The organism is Larkinella humicola, from assembly GCF_008727875.1.
GTDB classification, from domain to species: domain Bacteria; phylum Bacteroidota; class Bacteroidia; order Cytophagales; family Spirosomataceae; genus Larkinella; species Larkinella humicola.
Genome location: NZ_VTWS01000016.1, coordinates 1 through 25,178, shown reverse-complemented (window position 1 = coordinate 25,178; position 25,178 = coordinate 1). Strand labels below are relative to the sequence as shown.

The 25,178-nt window shown below is 52.2% G+C and carries 24 protein-coding genes; 21 read left to right on the top strand and 3 right to left on the bottom strand.

Features of this window, described 5'->3' with window-relative positions; translation table 11 throughout:
- The first annotated feature begins 16 nt into the window (after positions 1–16).
- The 6 genes from F0P93_RS31140 to F0P93_RS31115 all read left to right on the top strand — a co-directional run bounded on the left by F0P93_RS31140 (position 17) and on the right by F0P93_RS31115 (position 5,667).
- The gene (locus F0P93_RS31140) at positions 17–1,075 is read left to right on the top strand and encodes a hypothetical protein (protein WP_150881706.1); all 1,059 of its coding nucleotides are present in this window, start codon (positions 17–19) and stop codon (positions 1,073–1,075) included.
- Between the two features lie 199 nt (positions 1,076–1,274).
- Positions 1,275–1,721, top strand: coding sequence for a hypothetical protein (locus F0P93_RS31135; RefSeq protein ID WP_150881705.1), 447 nt, complete (start codon positions 1,275–1,277; stop codon positions 1,719–1,721).
- 2 nt (positions 1,722–1,723) lie between these two features.
- Positions 1,724–2,167, top strand: coding sequence for a hypothetical protein (locus F0P93_RS31130; RefSeq protein WP_150881704.1), 444 nt, complete (start codon positions 1,724–1,726; stop codon positions 2,165–2,167).
- Between the two features lie 86 nt (positions 2,168–2,253).
- On the top strand, positions 2,254–2,685 hold the full coding sequence (locus F0P93_RS31125) for a curli production assembly/transport component CsgF (protein WP_150881703.1): 432 nt from the start codon (positions 2,254–2,256) through the stop codon (positions 2,683–2,685).
- A 42-nt stretch (positions 2,686–2,727) separates the two neighbouring features.
- Positions 2,728–4,125, top strand: a complete 1,398-nt coding sequence (locus F0P93_RS31120) for a CsgG/HfaB family protein (RefSeq protein ID WP_225309736.1) — start codon at positions 2,728–2,730, stop codon at positions 4,123–4,125.
- Between the two features lie 63 nt (positions 4,126–4,188).
- Positions 4,189–5,667, top strand: a complete 1,479-nt coding sequence (locus tag F0P93_RS31115; RefSeq protein WP_150881702.1) for a carboxypeptidase regulatory-like domain-containing protein — start codon at positions 4,189–4,191, stop codon at positions 5,665–5,667.
- A gap of 34 nt (positions 5,668–5,701) precedes the next feature.
- Here the strand turns inward: F0P93_RS31115 and F0P93_RS31110 are convergent, their stop codons facing one another.
- Positions 5,702–6,709, bottom strand: a complete 1,008-nt coding sequence (locus F0P93_RS31110) for a peptidase associated/transthyretin-like domain-containing protein (RefSeq protein ID WP_150881701.1) — start codon at positions 6,707–6,709, stop codon at positions 5,702–5,704.
- A gap of 153 nt (positions 6,710–6,862) precedes the next feature.
- Between F0P93_RS31110 and F0P93_RS31105 the strand changes: the two genes are divergently transcribed.
- From F0P93_RS31105 to F0P93_RS31075, 7 genes are all read left to right on the top strand, one after another.
- The gene (locus F0P93_RS31105; RefSeq protein ID WP_225309735.1) at positions 6,863–7,276 is read left to right on the top strand and encodes a VOC family protein; all 414 of its coding nucleotides are present in this window, start codon (positions 6,863–6,865) and stop codon (positions 7,274–7,276) included.
- A gap of 83 nt (positions 7,277–7,359) precedes the next feature.
- Positions 7,360–7,833, top strand: a complete 474-nt coding sequence (locus F0P93_RS31100) for a hypothetical protein (RefSeq protein ID WP_150881700.1) — start codon at positions 7,360–7,362, stop codon at positions 7,831–7,833.
- Between the two features lie 20 nt (positions 7,834–7,853).
- The gene (locus F0P93_RS31095; protein ID WP_150881699.1) at positions 7,854–8,222 is read left to right on the top strand and encodes a hypothetical protein; all 369 of its coding nucleotides are present in this window, start codon (positions 7,854–7,856) and stop codon (positions 8,220–8,222) included.
- A gap of 111 nt (positions 8,223–8,333) precedes the next feature.
- On the top strand, positions 8,334–9,971 hold the full coding sequence (locus F0P93_RS31090) for an ArnT family glycosyltransferase (RefSeq protein WP_225309734.1): 1,638 nt from the start codon (positions 8,334–8,336) through the stop codon (positions 9,969–9,971).
- A 47-nt stretch (positions 9,972–10,018) separates the two neighbouring features.
- Complete coding sequence (locus tag F0P93_RS31085) at positions 10,019–10,963, top strand: glycosyltransferase family 2 protein (protein WP_150881698.1); 945 nt, start codon at positions 10,019–10,021, stop codon at positions 10,961–10,963.
- Between the two features lie 3 nt (positions 10,964–10,966).
- Entirely contained in the window at positions 10,967–11,842 is an 876-nt protein-coding gene (locus F0P93_RS31080; RefSeq protein WP_150881697.1) for a lysylphosphatidylglycerol synthase transmembrane domain-containing protein, read from the top strand.
- Positions 11,839–12,807, top strand: a complete 969-nt coding sequence (locus tag F0P93_RS31075) for an SDR family NAD(P)-dependent oxidoreductase (RefSeq protein WP_150881696.1) — start codon at positions 11,839–11,841, stop codon at positions 12,805–12,807. Before F0P93_RS31080 ends, F0P93_RS31075 begins: the two co-directional genes overlap by 4 nt.
- A 62-nt stretch (positions 12,808–12,869) precedes the next feature.
- Here F0P93_RS31075 and F0P93_RS31070 read toward each other — a convergent pair whose 3' ends face one another.
- Positions 12,870–13,943: a branched-chain amino acid aminotransferase gene (locus tag F0P93_RS31070; protein WP_150881695.1), complete on the bottom strand. Its 1,074-nt coding sequence runs from the start codon at positions 13,941–13,943 to the stop codon at positions 12,870–12,872.
- A gap of 251 nt (positions 13,944–14,194) precedes the next feature.
- Here F0P93_RS31070 and F0P93_RS31065 point away from each other — a divergent pair, with 251 nt between their 5' ends.
- From F0P93_RS31065 to F0P93_RS31045, 5 genes are all read left to right on the top strand, one after another.
- Positions 14,195–14,755 carry a Crp/Fnr family transcriptional regulator gene (locus F0P93_RS31065; protein ID WP_150881694.1) on the top strand — a complete coding sequence of 187 codons (561 nt, stop codon included), beginning with the start codon at positions 14,195–14,197 and terminating at the stop codon, positions 14,753–14,755.
- A gap of 103 nt (positions 14,756–14,858) precedes the next feature.
- The gene (locus F0P93_RS31060; protein ID WP_150881693.1) at positions 14,859–15,266 is read left to right on the top strand and encodes a hypothetical protein; all 408 of its coding nucleotides are present in this window, start codon (positions 14,859–14,861) and stop codon (positions 15,264–15,266) included.
- Positions 15,267–15,324: 58 nt separating this feature from the next.
- Positions 15,325–16,365 carry an efflux RND transporter periplasmic adaptor subunit gene (locus F0P93_RS31055; protein WP_150881692.1) on the top strand — a complete coding sequence of 347 codons (1,041 nt, stop codon included), beginning with the start codon at positions 15,325–15,327 and terminating at the stop codon, positions 16,363–16,365.
- 5 nt (positions 16,366–16,370) lie between these two features.
- On the top strand, positions 16,371–19,478 hold the full coding sequence (locus F0P93_RS31050) for an efflux RND transporter permease subunit (RefSeq protein WP_150881691.1): 3,108 nt from the start codon (positions 16,371–16,373) through the stop codon (positions 19,476–19,478).
- On the top strand, positions 19,468–20,817 hold the full coding sequence (locus tag F0P93_RS31045) for a TolC family protein (protein ID WP_150881690.1): 1,350 nt from the start codon (positions 19,468–19,470) through the stop codon (positions 20,815–20,817). The genes F0P93_RS31050 and F0P93_RS31045 overlap by 11 nt, the downstream gene beginning before the upstream one ends.
- A gap of 6 nt (positions 20,818–20,823) precedes the next feature.
- Here the strand turns inward: F0P93_RS31045 and F0P93_RS31040 are convergent, their stop codons facing one another.
- Entirely contained in the window at positions 20,824–21,375 is a 552-nt protein-coding gene (locus tag F0P93_RS31040; RefSeq protein ID WP_150881689.1) for a cob(I)yrinic acid a,c-diamide adenosyltransferase, read from the bottom strand.
- A gap of 143 nt (positions 21,376–21,518) precedes the next feature.
- Here F0P93_RS31040 and F0P93_RS31035 point away from each other — a divergent pair, with 143 nt between their 5' ends.
- From F0P93_RS31035 to tyrS, 3 genes are all read left to right on the top strand, one after another.
- Positions 21,519–22,028, top strand: coding sequence for a hypothetical protein (locus F0P93_RS31035; protein WP_150881688.1), 510 nt, complete (start codon positions 21,519–21,521; stop codon positions 22,026–22,028).
- 1 nt (position 22,029) lies between these two features.
- Positions 22,030–23,250 (top strand): S-adenosylmethionine:tRNA ribosyltransferase-isomerase, encoded by a 1,221-nt coding sequence (locus F0P93_RS31030; RefSeq protein WP_150881687.1) that lies wholly within the window; start codon positions 22,030–22,032, stop codon positions 23,248–23,250.
- A 147-nt stretch (positions 23,251–23,397) separates the two neighbouring features.
- Positions 23,398–24,684 (top strand): tyrosine--tRNA ligase, encoded by a 1,287-nt coding sequence (tyrS, locus tag F0P93_RS31025; protein ID WP_150881712.1) that lies wholly within the window; start codon positions 23,398–23,400, stop codon positions 24,682–24,684.
- Positions 24,685–25,178 lie beyond the last annotated feature (494 nt).

The window sequence follows — 25,178 nt, the reverse complement described above, 5'->3', positions numbered from 1 at the left end:
TAATCCTTTAAAAACCATGAAAAAGTTCATTTTATCCTTCACCACCGTCATTGCCGCCGGTGCAGCATTCGCTCAATCCAACACGTTATCGGTCAGCCAGACGGGCAATGGCAATACCGCACCGGTTACGCAACAGGGAAACGGGAACAGCTTGTCTCTCAGTCAGAACGGCAACGGGAATGGTGTCCCGGACTACGGTTCCATCACGCAGCAGGGGACCAGCAATGCCGGATCGATTGCAATCAGTGGGAACCAAAATCAGGTCGATTTTAACCAGACGGGCAACAGCAACCAGGGGATTATTTCGACAACGGGGAACGGAAATCAGGTTTACCTCTACAATCTCAGGGATGCTTATGGCGCCGGATCGCAGAACGAAGCGATCATCACGCAGGTTGGCGACAACAACGTGGGCGGGGCCGGTGATTTCGATGGCAGTGGCCACAACCAGTCTTCGGTAACCCAAACCGGCAACAACAATGAAGGCTATGCCTTCTCGATGGGGTACCAGGGGACGAACAACCGAACGACCGCAACCCAAACGGGAAATAACAACTTTGCCTGGGCGGTCGTCAATTGGGGGCAGGGGTCGAACAATGAAATTAGTGTAACGCAGGTCGGCGATGGCAACGAGGGCAGCGCTCAGTCCATGTTTGGGAACAACAACCGGGCCTCGGTGACTCAAACCGGAAACGGAAACGTAGGCCGAGCCTCTATCGTAGGGGGGCATTTTAACGAGATCGATGTTGCGCAAACCGGCGACGACAACCACGCAGCGGTCGAACAGGCCTACGGGAGTCAGAACCGGGCCGGGATCACGCAGACGGGCAGCAACAACGCGCTGGATCTGCTGCAAAACGGGTCATCCAACACGGCCACGATTCTTCAGGACGGCAATGGCAATTCGCTCACCGGTCTGGAATCGGCACCCCGCCCCTATAACGGGGCCGGAGCAATTCAGGGGGGCAATGGCAATTCGCTGACACTGACGCAGGGCGGAGATGGCAATATGGTCCGCTTCGGCCAGTTTGGCAGCAACAACACGGCTACAATCACGCAGGGGCCTCAAAATTAAGGACTGAACCAGCCCGGAAGCGGTTTTCGGGCTGGTTCTTTATTTTTACAACTTAACAAGCTGTTTGAGTTAACCGGGGAGAGCTCTGGAAGGGCGGTCTGTCAATAGTCAATAGCTACCACGAGTTGATGGATGCTATTGACTATTGACAGGACAGGCCTCCGGCCTTCATTCAAAAACTTCTAACGCTTTAAATCCCATGAAATGGCTTCTTTTTGCTTTTTTTAGCGGTTTTTCGCTCGGGGTTTCGGCCCAGTCGGAGGTGTTTTTCAACCTGCCGCAGGCGGTGAAAACCACCAGCGGCTGGGGCCCTCAGGAGTTGATTCTGATCCAGACGGGTCAATTAAACGAGCTGCAATACCGGGAAACAGGCAATAACAACCGGGTCCGGGTGCAGCAACAGGGGACTCAAAATCGCCTGGACCTCGACCTTTCGGGGAATGATAACCAGTATTCCATCGCGCAACAGGGGACTCAAAACCGCTTCCAGTGGGGGGCTGTTCAGCAGGATGGCGGTTTGCTCGAAGTGTTGCAACGCGGAAACAACAACCAGTTGATCCGGGAGGGAAACGCCACGGCTGCGGGTGTTCCGATGCGGATCGAGCAAACCGGCGGTAGTCAACTCAGCATCCGAAACGGCTTTTAACCATGAAAAACGTTTTCCGACTTTCGACACTACTCATGCTGGCATGGTTGCCTCTGGCGGGTTTTTCGCAGGAACCGGAAATCGAACGGGTTGACTTGACCGGCGTACTGGTGGAAAACACGATGGATGATTCCGAAAGCACCACCCTGATTCTGGACAATTCGCGGACCAAAGTGGGCAAAGACTTTTACGATCTGTTTTATAAAAACTGGTCGAACCAGCCGACGGTTGCCGATTCGTTGCCGGGTCGCCCGGTTTCTCCCGCGATGCCTGCTGATGAGGTGATCATTACCATCGAAGAAATTCCCTCACCCGGTTCGGGTCATCTGATTCAAATCAGTATGGACGACCAGCCGGTTTGGCAGCAGTTCGTGCAGGGGCGGTATGACCTGCTCGAAATCGATGCTGCTCAGGCCGTTGCCGCTCTTCGTTCCCGTGGGTTGTAGAAGCTCTTTTTTTCTCCTTGTTGGCTGTTAACCTTTCAACCTTCCCGCTGATATACAATCAGAAATGCACCACATTCTGAAAGTATATGAAAAAGCTAATTGTTCTCTTCTCCCTAATGCTGATTTTTACCAGCGCAAAATCGGTTCAGGCTCAGTCGCTTACGTATCAGCCCAAGAACCCCGCGTTCGGCGGAAACACCTTCAATTACCAATGGCTGCTCAGCTCGGCCCAGGCCCAGGATCAATTCAAAGAGCCGGCCGCTTCCAAAACCGCTGGCGGAGCGGCTTCCTTCAAACGCTCACCGGTCGATGAAATGACCGAATCACTGCAACGGCAACTGATGAGCCGCATCACCCGCGATTTAATCGAAAAACAATTCGGCGAAGAGGGCCTGAAAGAAGGCACGTTTCAATTTGGCGACATGCAGGTAGTGATCTCCAATTCGGCCGACGGCGTCAACATTCGGGTCAACGACGGCAAAGGCGGTGAAAGCAACATCACCGTTCCCTACTTCTAATGCCCCTGAAAATCAGATATCAACCCTTCAATCCTCATCACCATGTTCCGATTTATACGCATACAGGCAGGAATGGCGCTGGTCGTTCTGGCCGCCTGCCAACTGCTGACGGGATGCAGCGCCTTTCTGAACCAGCCCACCAAAACGCAGTCGGCTCGGTTGGGCGAAGAAACCTCCATCACGGCAGAATTGCGCCAACTGCCCACGCCCCGGGAGAAAATCGTGGCCGCCGTTTATAAATTTCGGGATCAAACCGGGCAATACAAACCGTCGGAAACCGGGGCCAACTGGTCGACGGCGGTTTCGCAGGGAACCACCAACATCCTGTTGAAAGCGCTGGAAGAAAGTGGCTGGTTTGTGCCCATCGAACGCGAAAACATCAGCAATCTGATCAATGAGCGTAAAATCATCCGGTCGGGGATGGCGCAGTACAAAAACGAAGCCGACAATCTGCCCCCCCTGTTGTTTGCCGGGATTATTCTGGAAGGCGGTATTGTGTCGTACGATGCCAACACGATTACGGGCGGGGCGGGGCTGCGGTTTTTCGGCGCGGGCGGTTCGGGCCAATACCGGCAGGATCGCGTCACGGTGTATCTGCGGGCGGTAGCCACCAAATCCGGGAAAATCCTGAAAACCGTCTATACCTCCAAAACCATTCTGTCGCAGGCCGTCGATGGCGGCTTGTTCCGGTACGTGAGTTTCAAGCGGTTACTGGAAGCTGAAACGGGGTATGCCACCAACGAACCGTCGCAGATGGCGGTGACCGAAGCCGTCGAAAAAGCCGTGCAATCGCTGGTGCTGGAAGGTATCCGCGACAACCTCTGGGCGGTAGATGAAAAAGCGGTGGAGAAAACGGAGAAAATGCTGGCGGATTATGACCACGAAAAAACCACGATGAGCGAAACCGATGTCTACGGCGCCCGCAATATTGCCGAACCGTCGATGATCACGTTTCATCCCTATGGGTCGGTCTGGCGGTACAAGGGGGATTTTGCCACCAGCGGTATTCAAACCGGGTTTGGGGTGGCTGCCGACCTGTACCTGAACAAATACCTGGGTTTTCAGATGAATGGGAGCCTTGGAACCCTCGCCAACAACCCGGCCATTAGGTGTCGGCTCACAACGCTACAGGGCAATTTCATCTACCGGGCGCTACCGTTTCGAAAAGTCACGCCTTTGCTGTACGCCGGTGCCGGTCTGGTTTTATCCCGGGCGGAGGCATCGCCCTTCACCCTCCACGGAAAACGGTACGCCCTGCTGAACGGGGGCGTTGGCGTCGAATACGCGTTTAGCAAAACCGTTGGTTTTCGAACCACGCTGGACTACCAGCAACCCCTGACCGACGAACTGGACGAAATCCGCTCGGGCCGCTACTACGACTACTACCTGCGCGGTTCCATCGGCCTGACGTTTTACCTGAACCGCCCCACCCGCCGGTAAGTTTCGGCCGGTTTCGCTACACCGCATCAACGGTACACCCTCACATTCTACTCTTTTCTTCCAATGAAACGCTTTACTTTTTATAGCCTGTTTGCCCTGTTGCTGGGTAGCCTCTGGGGATGCAACGAAGAAACGCTGGTTGAGCCAACCCAACAGGGCTCTGTCTATGGCCGGGTGAAATACAACACCAACGGAAAATTCGCGGGCCAGGTTTTGATCCGGCTGAGTCCGTCGGGCCGAACGGCGGAAACCGATTCGAGCGGCTTGTTCCAATTCGATCAGGTGGCGGTGGGCCGGTATACGGTTCAGGCGTCAAAAACCGGGTATCGGGAAGAAGTAACGACGGTGGAGGCCACGCCCAACGTTCGGACCGAAGTGACAATCATGCTTTTTGAAGGCCCGAACAAAGCCCCATCGGCCCCGATCTGGGTGAGTCCCGACAGCGGCAATGTCTGGCAAAAATCGTCGGTGACGCTCAAATGGAAAGCCACCGACCCGGAGAAGGACGTGCTGACCTATGAAATCAACCTCCTGAAAGGCGGGGTGCTGAGTCAGAAATTCACCGGCATCAAAGCGGATTCGCTGGTGCTGACCGGGTTGTCATACGGAACGGCGTATTCCTGGCAGGTGATTGTGCGGGACGGTTTCAATACGGTCAACGGGGCCGTTTGGTCGTTCAACACCCACGCATTTCCGAGCTTTTCGTACGTCTACGTCCGGCGTGTCGAAAACCGGTACCAGCTTTTTACCTCCAACGAAACCGGTGAAGCCATTCAACTCACCAGTTCCGGCAACAACTGGCGGCCCATTTTCAGTCCCAACCGCTTGCAAATCGCGTTTCTGTCGAATGCCGAAACCGACGTCCACCTGTATCTGATGAACCGCGATGGCAGCAACGTCCGCCGGGTGACGAGCGTTCCGGTTCGGGGACTGATGCCGCTTGATCTGTCGTTCTGCTGGTCGCCGGATGGGACGGAATTGCTCTACCCGTCAAACGAAAAACTGTACGCCGTCCGCACCGACGGCACGGGTTTGCGAATGGTGTATCAGGCCCCCTCCGGGCGTTTTTTTGCGGGATGCGCCTGGACGTCGGCTACTAAACGGATCGCGGTTCGCACCACCTCGACCGGCAGTGTATACGACAATCGAATTCTGCTGATGTCGCCGGAAGGGAAAGATACGACAACGGTTTTCACGACGAAGAGCAACCGAATGAGCAGCCCGGTTTTTTCCGTCGACGGACTCAAAATCCTGTACAGCCTGGACAAAAGCGGTTTTCAGGATGAGCAGGGTCGCCAGCTCGACGCCCGGATCTACACGATGGACGTCAAAACGAAGGGGATTGTGGATTTGTCGGCGGCTACCAGCAAAACCGCCGGTACCAATGACCTGGAACCGCGCTTTTCGCCCAACGGAGCCAAAGTGGTGTTCACCTCAACCGACAATACCGGGACTGGCGAAGGCAAGGTCATGGCCATCGACACGGATGGAAAAAGCCGGACGTTGCTGATCGACTCGGCGGAAATGCTGTACTGGCGGTGAGGCCGGTACAGCATTTCAAAACGCCAGGGTCTGGTTATTGGGGGCGGTCTACCTTGATCGAAATCGCACCCCAGTTGCCCCGGTTGGCCAAGGTCATCGAATTGCCGGACTGCGATTCCGGCGTAAACAGCAGTTTGGCCGAGCCGGTCGCTTCGGCCGGAATCAACCCAAAGTAGGGGTAGATGCCGGCGTAGCGACCCACGGCTTTCATCAGAAGGGAAGTCCCGTCTTTCATTTTGGCACTCAGGGTGTAGCGACCCACGGGAACGTTCATAATGAGAACACTGGAGTTCTGAAAGCTAATTTTCTTGTTGATCACAAACTTCTTGTTGGTGCCGTAGAGACCCGGTCCGTCAGGGGTGAGGGTCACCTGAATTTCGGAGTTTTCGGGCAGGTAGTTCGGCGGATCGAAGATGCTCGTGGGGTCCCCAACATTGTAGGAAATATACAGACAACCACCCGCGTAGTTGGTCTGATCCCGGGGTTTCTGGCTGACCAGGTCTTTGGTATAAACGCCGTAGGACAGCAGAACGAAGTTCTTCACCAACCCATCTACGGAGGGGAAACTCCCCAGTTTACCATCGGCCGCGTGCAAACTCATGACGGCTCGGCCTTCGCCGTAATCGATGGTGTACCCGGCAGCATAAAAGTCGGTGGCACCCCAGGGGATGGTAATTTCGTAATAGCCATTGGCGTCGGTTTCGTCAGAAGCTCCGGAATATGACCCGCCGACCGCCGTTGAGCGCACGCCGATGTAGGCTCCTTCCAGCGGTTTTCCGCTCAAATCGGCCACATAGCCCCGCACGACCCCCGGTTTTACCTTCAGCGCCGGAAAGTTCGGCAACCGGGGGTTGGTCGTTCCCATCACATTCACGTAATCGTCGGCGGCATTGAGCGTGAAAGCGGCTTCGCCATTCACCACCGGCAAGGCGGGCTGATCCCCCCAGTCCGTCGTTTCGCCCCCGGCCCCCTCCACGTCGGCAGGGTCTTTCGAGCAGCCTGAAAGGAGCAGGGCCGCCATGAAAAATACTTTGTAGTTCATGTAGTGGATTTGTTTACTGTTGAAACCGCAAAGCTACATTCAGGTAGCTGGGCGACGAATTTTGCTTATGTAAAGCCACATTCTGATTATTTGAAACGCAGAAATGGAAGGGTAAAGGACGGTTTTACCGGTAATAGGAGAGAAGTTTGCAACTTGACCGCAAAAGACCAATCAACTCATGAAACAGGAATAACGCAGCTCGCCCTGGTCGTCGACGATTACGACGACGCCATTCAGTTTTACACTCAAAAATTAAACTTCTCGCTCATCGAAGACACGGTTTTGTCGGAGTCCAAACGCTGGGTGGTGGTGGCTCCGGCCGGTTCGACCGGCTGCCGGTTGTTGCTGGCAAAAGCCGCCAATGAATTGCAAAAAAGCCGGGTAGGCAACCAGACCGGTGGCCGGGTTTTTCTATTCATGCACACCGATGATTTCTGGCGGGACTACAAGCAACTGGTTGACAACCAGGTCGTATTTGTGCGCGATCCGGCGAAGGAAGCCTACGGAACGGTGGCGGTTTTTGAAGATTTATACGGGAATCTGTGGGATTTGATCGGTCCCGCTTAAGCGTGTTTCCGGTCGGGTTTCATAACCTTTTTCGGTCTTGGTTGTTATAGAAACGTGGTCTTTACAACCAACGATTCAACGGTATGGAGAAGGATAAAGCTATCAACGAAGAAGACATTGCCGCGAAAGACAACCGCAACCGGTCGGACCAGGAAAACTCGGCCAATGGGCAGGACGGCGTAGAGGTTCGGGGGGGCGAAGATGGTCGCAACGAACGCGGAATCGGCAGCATGGACATGGACGGTGCCAACGGAATACTGCGTTTCAACGACCAGGATGACAACAATCCCAAAGACGATGTAACGGAGGAAGGCCAGCAGAACATTGCCGGTTCCAAGACCAACACCTCGACGGTGGAGGTAACCACCTCCGGACCCGACGATTATGCCTCGGCGGAGGAAGTTCCGACTCCCAAAGCCCAGAAAAAAGCAAAAGAACAGGATAAAGCGAATACGAATTCGGGGTCGGAGCTAACGAAAAATGCCCGCGACCAGGAGAAGAAAGAGGAGGATGTGGCGCATACCGGCACATCGACAGATCACAAACCAGTGTATTAACCCATTAACTCAACCACGTTATGAGCCTTTCAAGCAAAGCACGGAAAGAAAGTACGGAATCATATGCCGCTCAGCAGATGCGCAACACCATGGGTGTGGCTCCTGAACTGAGCCAGTTGTCAAAAACGGACCGGCCCGGTGTGGAACTGCCTTCGGAATCGCATCAGTCCAATGATGTTGAAATCGAGGATGTTATGCCGATCGATGACGAACCCAATCCGGTTCAGAATGACGCAAACCATAATTCGACCGATGTGTCGGACGAGGCACTGAGCCGCGATGAAGACGGCGATCTGGCTGGTACAACCTGGAACAAAGACCGGGTGCCGGGCGCCGACTGGAACCGCGATACGGACAAGCCGGAGCAGGAGCAGTTGGGTCATTCCTAACCAACTGATTTGCATTTTTTAAAGCCCACGTCTCGTGGGCTTTTTTGTTGGCCGGTTATTATTCCCGCTGGCTGGTGTCGGCAAATTCCAAATCCGCCCTACCTTTGCGGAATGCAAAGTCCTCTTTACCAGCGACCGGTTTTCTGGCAATGGCTCACGGTAGTGTTGCTGATTCCTGCTCTTTTTTCGTACCTCGGCTATCTGCCACTGGATACGGGAACGGACGAACCCCGCCGGGCGCTGGTGGCACTGGAGATGATTTTATCGGGTGATTACCTCACACCGACCCTAAACGGCGAATTGTATTTTAACAAACCGCCCCTCTACAACTGGCTGATCGCGGCCTCTTTTCACCTCTTCGGGAATTACTCGTCGTTTGCCCTACGCTTCCCGATGGTGGTGTCGCTGTTGCTGTATGGCCTGACGATTTACGGGCTCGTCAAAAAGCATCTCGGCTCCCGGATTGCCTTTGCAGCCGCGCTGATGCTCGTGACCAATACCCGGATTTTATTGTATGATTCCATGTTGGGCCTGATCGACATCACGTTCTCGTGGCTGACCTACTCGGCTTTCATTCTGGTGTATCATTTCGACCGGAAACGGAACTACTGGGCCTTGTTTCTGACCACCTACCTCATCACGGCCCTGGGTTTTATGATGAAAGGACTACCGTCGCTGGTTTTTCAGGGATTGACGTTGGGGGCCTATTTTCTGTATACCAAACAATTCCGGAAGTTGTTCAGCCCGGCGCATTTTGCCGGAATCGGCCTTTTTCTGCTTATTGTCGGCAGTTACTACCTGGCGTATTTCGACCGCAATGCCATTTCGCCGGATAAGATCGTGTCGGTTTTGTTCGACGAAAGTGCCAAGCGAACGGTGGTGAAATTCGGCATCAAAGAGACGTTGCTCCACATGCTGACCTTTCCGTTCGAGATGCTCTATCACTACGCGCCCTGGATGTTACTAGTGGTTCTGCTATTTCGGAAAGGCGTTTTTAAACGATCCCAGCACACCACCCCTGAAGGTCAACCGGGTGAAAAACCGCTGATTACCGGACAGCCGTTTATTCTGTTCAACGCCATTGTTTTTCTGGTCAACTTTGTGATTTACTGGTCTTCCCCGCAGGTGTATGCCCGGTATCTGCTCATGCTGCTGCCCCTGCTTTTCACGGTTTTCGCCTATGTCTACTACGAACGAACCAACCCAACCGACTGGCGACGCCGGGGCTGGGAGTACTTCATGGGTTTTGTGCTGATCGTGGTCACCATCGGGGCGTGGGTGCCTTTTTTCCATCCGGATACGAAAACCATACCGGGTTTGTGGTGGAAGTGCAGTGTGCTGTTTGGGGTACTGGCGTTCATCGTCTACCACTACATCCGGCAACCCGAACACCGGCTGATTATCCTGATTGCCTTTCTGGCGATGTTTCGGAACGGGTTCAACTGGCTGGTGATTCCGCCCCGGCTGGCCCACCGTCAGGAGTATAAAGATTCGTCGGAACGCATCGCCCGGCAGTCGCTCGGCAAAGACTTGTACGGCTATAAACAGACCATCGGCAACGACGGGCAGACCGACGTAAACAGTTTTCACATCGAAGTGGTGCGGGGTGAAATTCTGCGGAAAACCAACCAGAAACTTCCCAACACACTTTACATCGCCGATTCGGTCAGTTTAGGCCATGAATCGTACCAAACTCTTTCAGAATTTAACTTGTTTGACAGACATCCGGCCAAATTGGTCCGGTTTTAGTCCTTTCCGATTTTCGTACCGGAGCTTTCCTCCGAAAATAATTTTGTATGCAACCGTACCTTTCCGTCGTAATTTGTGTCTACAATGAAGAAGGGAATATTTTTCCAATGATCGATCAGGTCGAGCGGGCGTTGATTGGCTACGATTTTGAGATCGTTTATGTCAACGATGGCTCTTCCGATCGTACGCTGGCCGAACTGAAAGCCGTTCACAACGACCGTCTGGTGGTGGTGGATTTGCAAACCAATTACGGCCAGAGTCTGGCTTTAGCCGCTGGTATCGATGTGGCGCGGGGTCAATACATCATTACGATGGACGGCGATTTGCAAAACGATCCCGCTGACATTCCGATGATGGTCAGGCTGGCCGAAGAAGGCGACTATGACCTGGTGGCCGGTATTCGGGCCAACCGGCAGGATGGGGCCTTGCTGCGCAAGCTGCCCAGCCGCATTGCCAACTGGATCATCCGGCAAACCTCGGGCGTCCACCTGAAAGATTACGGTTGCGCCCTGAAAGTGTTCCGGTCCGATCTGGCCAAAAACCTGGGTCTCTACGGTGAACTGCACCGGTTTATTCCCGTGTTGGCCCGGCTGGAAGGTGCCCGAATGACGCAAACCGATGTGCAACACCACCCGCGCCGGATCGGTCAGTCAAAATACGGTCTGGGTCGCACGTTGAAAGTGGTCAGCGATTTGATTCTGATGCTGTTCATGAAAAAATACCTCCGCAAGCCGATGCACCTCTTCGGCAACTGGGGGTTGATTTCACTGATGGTGGGGCTGTTGATCAACGGGTATCTGCTCATTTTGAAGCTGATGGGAAACGACATCTGGGGCCGTCCGCTTTTGATTCTCGGCACCATTTTGGTTTTGGCGGGCATCCAGTTGATTACGTTTGGGATCATGACCGAACTGCAAATGCGGACGTACTACGAATCACAGGATAAAAAGCCGTATAAAATCCGGCGGATTTATAAAACAGCCCTGGTTTGACGGATGCCAAAGTACCTGAAAACGGCCCTGAAAATTGCCTTGTCGGCCTTGTCGTTGTGGCTGGTTTTCCGCAAGATTGAACCGGAACGGGTCTGGGACGTCATCTCGCGGGCGCAGGTGGGCTGGCTGGCGGTGGCAACGGTTCTGTTTATTCTGTCGAAAGCAGCCTCCGCCGAGCGTTTGCGGGTGTTGTTCGCGCAGGTGGGGCTGCGGTTGCGCCGGTTGCCCAACCTGAAATTGTATTGGCTTGGCATGTATTACAATCTTTTTTTGCCGGGCGGTATTGGTGGCGATGGCTATAAAGTATACCTGTTGAACCGTCTGACCGGCACATCGGTTAAAGCCTTGGTGGGCGCCACACTGATCGATCGGCTGATTGGTCTTCTGCCGCTTTTGTATGCGCTGGCGGTTTTTGTGGTGCTGGTGCCGGAAGTGTCGTTGTGGCTGGAGTTTCAAATTGGCTGGTTGTGGTTGCTCGGAATTCCGGTGGCGCATTTTGTTGCCAAACAGCTTTTGAAGCAATTCATGCCGCAGTTTGCACCGGCTTTTGAACGCTCGGTGGATTGGTCCGGTTTGGTTCAGGGGTTTCAGATGGTGCAGATTCTGACCTTGTTGCAGGCGGTCGATGCCCCGGGAAAGCCGGAAGCTTATGTGTTATTGTTTCTGGTTTCGTCCATTGTCGCCACCATTCCGTTTACAATTGGCGGGGCCGGGGCGCGTGAACTGACGTTTTTACTGGGTGCCGAGGCTCTCGATGTGCCTGCCGATGCTGCGGTTTCCGTCAGTCTGTTGTTTTACATGATCACGGCGGTGGTATCGCTGGCGGGGGTTGTGTACAGTTTTCAATCATCCACCTTAACAAAGGATCTGAGTTCATGACCATCTTACTGACGGGCGGAGCGGGGTTTATTGGTTCAAATTTAGCCAAACAACTTCTGGAGGAAGGCCATCAGGTTATCTGTCTGGATAACCTGGATAGTTATTATGCCCCTGATATCAAATGGAAAAATGTTCAGCAAACGTTGAGCCTTCCCGAGTACCGCTTTCATCAGGGTGACATCCGGGATTCGGAACTGGTGGATACCTTATTTCAAACCTACGCTTTTGATGCAGTGATTCATTTAGCGGCCCGGGCGGGTGTCCGGCCGTCGGTACAGGATCCTGCGTTGTATTATGACGTGAACGTGAACGGTACGCTGACCTTGTTGCAGGCCATGCAGCGGTTTTGCGTAACGAAAATGGTATTCGCTTCATCTTCATCAGTTTACGGCGATTCACCACAGGTTCCTTTCTCCGAAACCGATTCGGCCGATCGTCCTTTATCGCCCTATGCGGCCTCCAAGCGGGCGGCCGAACTGCTGTGCCATACGTTTCACAATCTGTACGGTTTCGATGTATTTTGCCTGCGGTTTTTCACGGTCTATGGCCCGCTTCAACGCCCTGAAATGGCCATCAGCCAGTTTACGGAAAGCATTTTGAATGGGCAGGCCATCAACGTTTTCGGCGACGGTTCCACGGCCCGGGATTACACCTACGTCGATGATATTGTCAGTGGCATCATCCAGTCACTGAAAAATCTGAAAGGCTACGAAGTGCTGAACATCGGCGGTTCCGATCCGATTTCGCTGGCCAACCTGATTCGCGTGATCGAACAGGCCGTGGGGAAAACCGCCCTCATCAATCGCCTGCCGATGCAACCCGGCGACGTGCAGCAGACCTATGCCGACATCAGAAAAGCCGTTCAACTCATTGACTATCAGCCGTCGGTTCGGGTGGAAGACGGAATTCGGCGGTTCGTAGACTGGTTTCGCACCCGGCAGGATGTGGATTTGATCATGAAGTAAAACTGAAAACCCCGACTCCTTTGCAGAAGCCGGGGTTTCAAAAAATCACATGCGGTAGCTGGTTACACCACTTTGTGCATCCAGCCAAACGTATCTTCACTCCGGCCGGTCCGCAGGTCGTTGAGGTAGGTAAAGATGCGGTGGGCCAGCGAATTTTCTTTCGGTACTTCGCTCAGCATATAGTCCTTGCCTTCGTAACCGATCAGCGAATAGGGCGAAACCACCACGGCGGTTCCGGCACCAAATGCCTCGGTCAGACTGCCGTTTTCAATGCCTTCGATCACTTCCTGAATGGAAACTTTCCGTTCTTCGACCTCAATTCCCCAGCTTTTCACCACTTTGAGAATGCTATCGCGGGTAACGCCTTTCAGAATCGAATCGGAAGTCGCCGGTGTGACCAGCTTGCCGTCGATGACGAACATAATGTTCATCGTTCCGGATTCTTCGATGTATTTGTGCTCGGTTGCATCGGTCCACATTAACTGGTCATAACCAGCCTGTTGCGCCAGCAGGGTCGGGTACATTGATCCGGCGTAATTACCTGCACATTTGGCGTATCCAACGCCCCCCGGTGCCGACCGAATGTATTCCGTTTCGACTTTGAGTTTCGGCGGTTTGGTATAATAGGCACCAACCGGACAGGTGAAAATGCAAAAGCGGTAGGTTTTCGACGGTGCCACGCCCAGGAAAGTATCCGTACCGAACATGTAAGGCCGGATGTAGAGCGAGCTGTCGGTCGTCGTCGGAACCCATGCGGCATCGACCCGTAGCAGAGCTTCCAGCCCACCCATAAACACCTCTTCCGGAATCGTGGCCATGCACATCCGTTTGGCTGATTCGTTCATGCGTTTCCAGTTTTCGAGAGGCCGGAACAGCAACACTTCACCTTCTTCATTCTTGTAGGCTTTCATGCCTTCGAAAATCGACTGACCGTAGTGCAGGGACGATAGGGCCGGGCTGAGTGTGAAATCGTCGAACGGCACCACCTGTAGGTTTTGCCATTGTCCGTCTGCGTAATCCGCCACAAACATGTGGTCCGAAAAATGCTTGCCAAACGGCAGGTTGTTGAAGTCGACCTCCTCAATCCGGGAGCGTCCTGCTTTCCTTAGCGCGATGTTTACTAAGTCGGTAGTCATATTGGTAGGTGGCAAATCTGATCAACTAAAAAAGTCGTCAGCGGGTTGATAGTCAGCAAATGTATAGAAAACTTCATCAAGTGTCCAGTAAAAATTAGTTGTTATGCTAATTATTTTTTTCAGAACGGTAAAAGCCCGACTACAGCGAGAATCTGAAGGTTGAATGGGTTCCTTTCAGAGTTCGGCATCATCAAAATACGGTGTGTTAATTAGCGTCAAATTTGTAGGTTTGCATACAATTCCAACCAAAAATGGAGCTACTTGATTTCGTAAAACAGCGGATTAATCTGGGTCCCGAGCTGGAAACCAGGCTGGACCTGGCTTTCAAACGGGAGGAATGTCCGAAAGGGCATCAGCTTCTTCAGCCGGATAATTTTTCAAAAAAGGTGTTTTTTATTGAAAAAGGCCTTTGCCGAACCTATTACGTAAAGGACGGAAAAGACATCACCCATTATTTCTTTCTGGAAGACTCGTTCAATATGCCCATCGAAAGCATCTTCTACGGCAAACCGTCGCCCTATGGATTGGAACTTCTGGAGAACTGCGTGGTGCGAACGGCCCAGTATGGTGAACTGGAAAAATACATTGATTCTTCCAGTTCGCTGGAAAAATTGATCCGCTTGCTGTTAATCGACCAGCTCAAAGCTTTCTCCGACCGCATGTACGCGATCCAGTTCCAGTCGGCGCAGGAAAGATACCGAACGCTGATTGACAACCACCCGGGTATTCTCCAACGGGCACCACTGGGACATATTGCTTCCTATCTGGGTATTACGCAACAGACACTAAGCGTGATCAGGGCACAAAAATAACCGGTTTCCCCTTCTTTTTTTTTGAAGCTGAACGCATTTTTTAAGATACATTAAAAGAAAGCGTTTCCGGTCTTCGGTCCTTTGCATTGTTAATTCTAAAACAATGCGACATCCTTCTCCGTCCACTGCTCACTACGTTTTCATTACTGACGAAAACGGTATTGATGTTGTTTTCAATCCGCTCAAATCAAGGCTGCTTGAAAACAACACATTCCATGTTTCACTGCTTTATTTGTCGGACAGTAATGTGTTCGTTTTTCAACGGGAGCTTGATGCCTTGAGTCGCCATTTTCCGAGCCAGTTTCTGATTTATTACGAAATCAAAAACCGTCGGTTCGATGCTTTTATGCCGCAGGAAACAATCGAAGTCGTTTTAAATTCGAATACCCGGGATGAACTTTATTTTTCGGTTGCAGGGAGTGAAGAATTTGTAGCTTCGGTCATCGATCAACTGCGTTTTTTGGGCATAAATGAAACTGAAATTACTGCCGATTTTTTTAAAATAAATTAAAAATAACCTCCCACCAGTTCCTGAATTTAGCTCAGGAAATTCAAAAAAGAATACCGCAATGAAACAGACCCGTATGTACCCGATTTTTGCTCTTCTGCTGGCTTTCTCCGCTTGCCAGCCGAAGACGGCTCCGTCGGAAAACACCCCCGAAACGGCCCTCCCGGTTGTGACAACCCGGGCCGGTAATGTCGCAGCCCGCAACGAAATTTCAATCAGTGGAAACATTGAAGGGAACAAAACCGTACGACTGGGTTTTATGGTCGCGGGCAAGATCAACTACATCGCGGCCAGTGAAGGCCAGCTCGTTTCGAAAGGCCAGCTTCTCTCCAGCCTCGATCCCACCAACTACGGCATTGCCAAAGAAATGGCTGATGTTCAGGTGAATCAGGTGCAGGACGAGTACAACCGCCTGAAACTGATGTACGACCGCAAAAGCATCAGCGAAAGCGATTTCTCAAAAGTAAATTTCGGGTTGCAACAGGCGCATGCTCAGCAAAAATTGCAGGCAAAGAACCTCGCCGATACCAAATTGTACGCACCGATTAGTGGCGTCATGCTGAAAAAACTGGCCGAAGTGGGCGAGATAACCGGCGTTGGTACGCCCCTTTTTGTCGTGTCCGATATTCGTACCGTGAAAGTCAATGCGTATATCCCCGAAAGTGAGCTGCACCGCATCAAATTGGGCCAGCAGGCAACGGTTCTGGTTTCTTCGCTGAACGAAACGTTTACCGGAAAAGTGATTGAAGTCGGTTCGGCCGCTGATGCAACCTCCCGGGCTTTTACCATCAAAATTGAATTGCCAAATCCTCGTTTATTAATTCGACCGGGTATGATTGCCGAAGTGAAAATCTTGTCCAGTCAGCTCAAAAACCGCCTGGCTTTACCCGCCGAAGCGGTACTGCATGATCTCGATAATCAAAGCTACGTTTACGTCGTTGCTGCCGATCAGAATAAAGCCTTTAAACGGAAAGTTAGCGTGGGGCAATTGATCAATAATCAGATTGAAATTACGTCAGGCCTGGCCGAAAATGAAACGGTGGTAACGGGCGGACAACAGAAATTAAATGACGGTTCCTTGATTTCAATCGCTAAAAACTAACCGCCATGAATTTCGTACAAGCTTCCTTAAAATACAAGCAGGTAACGCTGTCGGTATTGCTGCTGGTTTTCGCCATCGGTATCAATTCGCTGTTGAATATGCCCCGCCGGGAGGACCCGAAAATTACGGTTCGGCAGGGCCTGGTGCTGGCTTATTTTCCGGGTGCTAACTCGGCACAAGTGGAAGATCAGGTTACCAAAAAGCTGGAGCAATACCTGTTTCAGTTTGAAGAAGTCCGCAAAGACAAAACCTATTCGACCACCCAGGATGGTATGGTGGTGGTGAATGTCGAACTGGGCGAAAATGTGAAACAGCCTGACGTGTTCTGGAGCAAGCTTCGCCACCAGTTGCTGGTGGTGAAATCGCTGGACTTACCCCAGGGCGTCCGTGGACCGATTGTCAATTCCGATTTTGGTGATACCGAAGCCCTGGTGATTGGCATTGAGAGCGACAACGCCAGTTATGCCCAGTTGAAAGAGTACGCTCAGAAACTGGAAGATAACCTCCGCACCGTCAAAGCCGTATCGAAAATCAAGCGCATCGGTGAGCAGAAAGAACAGATCACGGTGACCTCCAATTCCGAAAAACTGTCGCAATACGGCGTCAATTTGCAGCAGGTTGTGCGGGTTTTGCAGTCCCAAAATGCCATCAATGCAACCGGCGATATCAAAACCGAAAACAGCAAGACGCCTTTGTACACCAACGGCTACTACAATTCGGAGAACGAAATCGCCAATCAGATCGTCGGCGCTTCGCAATCCGGTTCGGTCGTGCGGCTGGGCGATGTCGCCACAATCGGTCGGCAATACGCCGAACCTACCACCAAAACCACCGTGAATGGCCATAAAGCGCTGATTCTGACGGTGCAGATGCAGGAAGGCAACAACATTGTCAAGTTTGGGGATGAGGTTAGCCAAAAGATTGCGGATGTTACGCAGCAAGTACCCGGAAACGTCAGGATTACAACGGTGGTGAATCAACCGCATCTGGTAGACCAAAACATTTCGCACTTTATCCGCGAGTTTTTTCTGGCCATCGTTTCGGTGGTGATTGTGGTGATTTTGCTGTTGCCGTTCCGGATTGCCGCCGTAGCCGCGATGGCGATTCCGGTAACCGTTGCGGTAACCTTCGCGCTCATGCAGGCATTCGGGATCGAATTCCACCAGGTATCACTCGCAGCCCTGATCGTGGTGCTGGGCATGGTGGTGGACGATGCCATTGTCATCGCTGATAATTACGTAGAACTCCTTGACGAAGGGGTGGAACGCTGGACGGCAGCCTGGCGTAGTGCCAGTGACCTTGTTGTGCCGGTTTTAGCGGCAACAGTTACCATTATTGCCTCCTTTATGCCGATGGTTTTGCTCACCGGAACGGTTGGCGAATTCATCAATGCGTTGCCGTTGACGGTTGCCATCGCCCTGTCGTCGTCGTTCATTGTGGCAATGGTTTTAACGCCCCTGCTCTGTTATACCTTCATCAGGAAAGGATTACACGATCACAGTGAAGTGGCTGAAAACCGGAAGAAGAAAACGTCGCTGCTTGATCTGATGCAGAATGGCTACAACAAGGCCCTCGACTGGTGCGTGCGGTTTCCGAAAGTCACCATCTTCGGCAGTCTGGCTACCATTCTGTTAGCGGGCCTGCTGTATACGAAAGGCATCAAACAGAAGTTTTTTCCGGCCGCTGAACGCAACCAGTTTGTGGTTGAACTGTGGATGCCGACCGGTACCAAACTGGACAGAACCGAGCAGGCCATTCGGAAAGTCGAAAAACTGGTCAAACAGGACCAGCGAGTGACTTCTTTCGCCACGTTTGTCGGAACCGGTGCCCCCCGGTTTTATTACAACTTTTCGCCCGAAGTCCCGGTGAACAATTACGCCCAGATCCTGATCAATACAACGGATGAAAAAACGACCGAAGCCTTTGCGGAAGAACTGGCGGCCAAAGTGGATCAACTGATTCCCGAAGGCATGCCGCAGGTGAAACTGATGCAGCAGGGGCAGGTGCTGAAAGCGCCGGTTGAGGTCCGCATCATCGGGGATGACATCACGCGCCTGAAGCAAATCGGCGGTCAGGTGCAGGCCATTCTGAAGAAAACCAGCGGAAGCCGGATGGTTCGCGACGACTTCCGGGAGGATTATTACGGCATTAGCATTCGATTGAAGGAAGAAGCCAACCGGCTCGGATTCACCACCACCAGCATTTCACAGTCCGTCTATACCGGTTTTGCGGGTGCGCCGGTTTCGACCATGTATGAAGGCAACAATGCCGTGGACATTGTGCTGCGGCTGGACGAAAGGAACCGTCGGAACACCAGCGATTTGCAGAATATTTACCTGGAATCGCCGGTTACGGGAGCGAGAGTGCCGCTACGCCAGATCGCCGATCTTGTTCCCGAATGGCAAACCGGTAAAATCATGCACCGCAACGGCGTCCGCACCTTGACGGTACAGAGCGAAACGCAGCCCGATGTGCTTCCCGCCGAATTGTTAAAAGCGATTCAGCCCGAAATCTCCAGGCTGCAGGTGCCGCCGGGATACCGCATCGAATACGGGGGTGAATACGCGAATAAACAGGAAACATTCAGCCAGATGATGACGGTTCTGGCGGTTAGTCTCGTGTTGATATTCTTCATTCTTCTGTTCCAGTTCCGCAATTTTAAAGAAGCCGCCATCATCATGCTCACCATTCCCTTGAGTCTGTTCGGTGCGCTGTTCGGCTTGTACATCACCGGGAATAACTTCGGCTTTACGGCCTTCGTCGGCTTGATCAGCCTTTCGGGAATTGTGGTGCGAAATGCGATTATCCTGGTCGATCATACCAATGAATTATTGAAACACGGCATGGACATTCGAACGGCCGCTATTGAATCAGGTCGGCGACGGTTACGCCCCATTTTTCTGACCGCAATGGCGGCTGCGATTGGCGTATTACCCATGATTATTTCCGGCTCACCGATGTGGAGTCCGCTGGCGAGTGTGATTGCCGTTGGAGTGGTTTGGTCGATGATCATGGCCTTGCTCACCGTACCGGTTCTGTACATCGCGCTTATCAAACCCAGTGATAAAAAAGACCTCGTTCCCACCCATTCCGTTGCATACCATGAACGCTAATCTGAAATTTAAATTTGTCTTAAAACTGGCTATCGTTTGGCTGATAACCACGCCTGCCATTGCCCAGCAAGGCGAGCCGTTGACGTTGCAAAAAGCGATTGACCTCGCCTTACAAAACAATCACCTGCTGAACGCAAAGAAGTGGCAGGTTGAAGAGAAACGGGCGCAGGTGAAGGAAAGTGAAATCAAAAAATACCCTTCGGTTTCGGTCAGTTCGACGTATCAATACAACGCCAATCTGGGCGCGCTCGTGATTCCGCAGGGCTCCTTTGGCTCGCTGCCCTTAAGTGCGGAAAATGTGGTAGCCCTGCCCAATGCGGACAAAACGTTTGTGTTGGGAAATCACCACACGTTTAATGTGGGCGCGACGGTTTACCAGCCGGTCAGCCAGTTAGGCAAGATCAGAACCGGCATCGATCTGGCGAAAACGGATGTGCGGATGGCGGAAATGGAAAAGGAAAAAGCCGCTTTGCGAATCCGGCAAACGGTTGAAAAGGTGTACTACGGGTTGCTGATTACCCGGAAACAAAAGGAAGAAGCGCAGGCTAAACTGGACCTGGCACACCTGAAATTGTATGACGTGGAAAGCGCTTTGTTATCCGGAAAAACCGTTGACGCCGGTAAGGTAGGTTTGCAGGCAAACATCGCTGATGAAGAACAGAATCTGTTGAAATTAACCATTCAGGCGGAAGATTACACAGCGGATTTAAAACAACTGACCGGTATTTTGACGCCTTCGTTTATTCCGGAAGACGTGATGCCTGCGGTACAGACAAGTCATTCTGTAGAAGAAGCTAAAACCATAGCAACCACGCACAACGTGAATCTGAAAATAGCAACCCTGGGACAGATAAAAACCGAGCTGGCCATCAAAGCTGCGAAGCTAAGTTACCGGCCCGATGTAGGATTGATTGCCGGGTATACGTACCAGACCGGAAACGTTTTGTATCCTGCCAATAATCCGTTTGCCGGGGTTTCTTTCAAATGGAATATTCAGGATTTAGTTGCCAATAAACAGGTTCTGAACCAGCGCGGTTTTCTGCTGCAACAGGCGCGGGAAAACGTTGCCAATACGCAGGAACAGGTCACGAATGACATTGAAAAGGCCTACCGGAAAATCAATCAGGCCACGGCTTTAATCGCGGTTGCCGAGAAGGCTGTCAACTACCGCACGCAGGAATTGAAAATTCAGAATGACCGAAAAGACGCCGGATTAAACACGCAGGCCGACATTCTGACTACGAAATCTTTGTTGGCAAAAGCACAGGCTGATCTGTACGCTGCGCAATTGAACTATCGGTTGGCACAATCGGATTTAAAAATCCTGACCGGCGAATAAAAGCGGTTAAACGCGCGGTTTCCAGACCACCTCCTCCGCGCCGAGTTCCTGCGTCATTTTTCGGCTTAACACGAATAAATAGTCCGACAGCCGGTTGAGGTACTGAATCACCAGGGGATCAACCGGTTTTTCGTCGTTCAGGGCAATCACCAGTCGCTCAGCGCGTCGGCAAACGGTGCGGGCCAGGTGGCAGAACGAAACCGACTGGTGACCACCCGGCAGCACGAACGCCCGGAGTTCAGGCAATTCGGCATCCATCTCATCCATCGCTTTTTCGAGCAGGGTAACGTCGGTATCCAGTACCACCGGCAGCGGTTTTTTAATGGTTTTCTCGGGATCGGTGGCCAGCTCGGAGCCGATCGTAAAGAGCCGGTCCTGAATCTCTTTCAGCAGGTCTTTCCGGCTTTCATTCACCGGTTGATCCCGCACCAGGCCCATCACCGAATTCAGTTCATCGACCGTGCCGTAAGCTTCGATGCGGTGGTGGGCTTTGCTGACGCGTCGACCACCAATCAGCGAGGTTTGGCCCTGGTCACCGGTTTTGGTGTAAATTTTCATGGAATAACGAAATGCTGTTCCGCAAAGATGAGCAAAGGAACGCAGAGTTCGGCAAAGAACTTTAAAGCCGGGATTGGGAACACACCTCCTCAGCCCGTACCTTTGCGGCCCAAAGCCTGTAGTCAGGCGAATCGATCAACTTCATGAAAATTAGCAATTTTGCCATTCGTTTGTGGCGCCTGGCCTCCCTGGTGGGCTTCGGCACCCTCCTGATTTATACCTACGTTTCCCTTGAAACCAATGTCGCCGTACGTTTCACCCCCGACAGTCGCCCGGATGTGTTCATCAACCGGGATTATCTTTTCTACGGCTGTGTCGCCATTTTTCTGATCAACAACACGCTCATCAACACGCTCACGAAACTGTTTCCAAAAGCGTCCGGTACGGCTTTGCCCATTCCCAATCAACAGCTTTGGCTCGAACACCGGAGCCAGTTGAATGAGATTTTTCGCAACTGGTTCCACTGTCTGATGGCTGCCGTCAACACGGTAATGGCGCTGGCGTTGTATGTGCTCGGGAAATTGAATACGCAACTGGGGTCGACAAATTTGAGCGGTCACCAGTGGTTACTGCCGGTTTGTACGGCCATCATTGTGATCGTGATTGTTTCGCTGCCCATTCGCCTGGCGATGAAACCCGTTGCCGAAGACTAGTATGAAGGAGTTGCAACTCAATGACTTTCAGTACGATCTTCCCGACGACCGCATCGCCCGGTTTCCGTTAGCGCAACGCGACCGTTCCAAATTGCTGGAATACCGTCATGGGAAAATCACGCACCGGTCTTTTTTTGAATTACCGGATCAGCTACCTCAAAACAGCCTGTTGGTTTTCAATGATACAAAAGTCATTCCGGCCCGGCTGCATTTTCAACGGTCAACCGGTGCGGTTATTGAACTGTTTCTGCTTAATCCCGTTCCCGCCGACCGGCTGGTTTCGGAAGCCATGCAGGACAAAAACCGGAGCATCTGGCAGTGCATGATCGGCAACCGGAAACGCTGGAAACCGGACGAAGTGCTGACGAAGGAAATCCGGGTTGGCGGCCACACTATAGTAGTACGGGCGCACTGGCACGATCCCGAGCAATCGCACATCCGGTTTGAGTGGACGCCGGGCGACGAAACGCCGGGCGACGAATCCTTTGCCGCCATTCTGCACGAAACCGGCAAAATTCCGTTGCCGCCGTATTTGAACCGCGACGTCACCGAAGCCGACAACGATTCGTATCAAACCGTTTATTCCCGAGTCGAAGGTGCGGTGGCGGCTCCAACGGCGGGCCTGCATTTTACGCCGGAGGTACTCGAACAACTTGCCCAGAAAGGCATCCAGACCGATTACCTGACGCTGCACGTCGGCGCCGGTACATTCCAGCCGATCAAAACCACGGATGTCCGTCAACATACGATGCACACCGAGCAGGTTGTGTATTCCCGACAGAATCTGGAAACGCTGGTGGCTCACACCGGCCCGGTTATTTCGGTTGGGACGACGTCGATGCGCTCGCTGGAAAGCCTTTACTGGTTTGGGGTGCGGTTATTGAAGAAAGAAGCCGAGCCCTTTTATCTGGATCAGCAATACGCTTATGCGTTTCCGGAAGATGAATTGCCGCCGAGGTCCGAAGCCTTGCAGGCAGTTTTGATGCATCTTCAGCAGACGGGCCAAAATCAGGTTGTTGCCCATACCGGGATTTATTGCATGCCGGGCTATCGGTTTCGGCTGGTCGATGGATTAGTGACCAACTTCCACCAACCTGGCTCCACACTGATTCTATTGGTAGCGGCTTTTATCGGTGAAGACTGGCGTACGATATATAATACCGCCCTGGAAAGTGACTACCGGTTTTTAAGTTACGGCGACTCCTCGCTGCTTTTACCCTGAAATTGTATCTTTGTTCCGAAATGGATGATAGGATTTCGGGCTTATTCCATCCAAGTGTGAAAAGTGAAATTACCTGCTCACTGGCAAAAGATTCACTCATTCACTCATTCACTCATCGCACCGGCGACCCGGTCAAAATTGATAATGATTGATTTTATTGAAGAACTCCGCTGGCGGGGCATGTTGCAGGATATGATGCCCGGCACCGACGAACAACTCCGCAAAGAATCCACCGCCGGTTACATTGGCTTCGACCCTACGGCCGCGTCCCTGCACATCGGGAATCTGGCCACCATCATGTTGCTGGTGCATTTTCAGCGGGCCGGGCATAAGCCGTTTGCGTTGGTGGGTGGGGCCACGGGAATGATCGGAGACCCATCGGGGCGGTCTACCGAGCGCGACTTCCTGTCCGAAGAAACCCTAAGACACAACCAGCAAGGGATTCGGGCGCAGCTTGCCCGGTTTCTGACGTTCGACAGCAGTGCCAATTCGGCCGAAATGGTCAACAACTACGACTGGTTCAAGGGCATCTCTTTTCTCGATTTTCTGCGGGAAGCCGGAACGCACCTGACGGTTAATTATATGGTTGCCAAAGATTCGGTGAAAAAACGTCTGGAAACCGGTCTTTCCTTTACGGAATTCTCGTATCAGTTACTACAGGGCTACGATTTCTACTGGCTCTACAAAAACAAGGGCGTCCGGCTTCAGATGGGCGGTTCCGATCAATGGGGCAACATCACCACTGGCACCGAACTGATCCGGCGCAAGGAAGGGCGTGAGGAATACCATGCTTTTGCGCTAACCACGCCCTTAATCACGAAGGCCGATGGAACCAAATTCGGGAAATCGGCGGGGGGCAACGTCTGGCTCGATCCCGCGATGACGTCGCCGTACCAGTTCTACCAGTTCTGGCTCAACGCGAACGATGCCGATTGCCCGCGACTAATCAGGGTTTTTACGCTCTTATCCCGCGAAGAAATCGAAGAGCTGGAACGGCAGCACGCCGAAGCGCCACATTTACGGATCTTGCAGAAAGCAATCGCCGAAGACGTCACTATTCGGGTTCACTCCCAAACCGGGTATGAGCTGGCCGTAAAGGCGTCGGAAGTATTATACGGGAAGGCTACGATGGATACCTTGCGAACGATTCAGACGAACGAATTCGACGTCATCTTTGAAGGGGTTCCCCAAACGCAGGTCACCCAGGCCGATTGGGAAGCCTGTAAGGACATTATTGAGCTTTTGTCGCTCACCACGCAGGGAGAGATCTATGCTTCCAAGGGCGAGGCCCGGCGGGCATTGGCTCAAAATGCCGTTAGTATCAACAAGCAAAAGATAAATGACACCACGGTTTTGTCCGGCCTAGAATGGTTGCAGGGGCGGTATTTGATCGTTTCCAAAGGCAAAAAGAACCATTTGATTCAACGAATCTAACTATTTTCAAAAATTTTAAATAGGTAACTTCTTGAGAACGAAGGATCTACTACCGGGCTTAAAGAAGTTGCCTATTTATTTTGGTTGGTGGTCTTGACAAAGGTTAAAATAATGCGGTACTTTGCAGTCCCAAATCGGGGATACGACGCGGGGCGAGGGTCACTAAGCAATTGATAAACAAGGGCTTAGGGGTTAAAAAAGAAAAAGCAGCCAAAAATTATTTTTTCTTTTTTCTTTTGATTTTTCAAAACCTTCCCTTACCTTTGCAGTCCCAAATCGGGGAAAGAGTAGAGAAAAAATAGCTTGCCGATTGAATCACCCGTTTTCGGGTTCTCAGTCACCGTTTTCCAAACGTGGAAAATATGTTCTTTGACGTAGTGGACAGAAGTACCAAAACAACCAATTCGACGACATAACAGTACAACTGTTAAGTTAAGTTATTTACAATGGAGAGTTTGATCCTGGCTCAGGATGAACGCTAGCGGCAGGCCTAA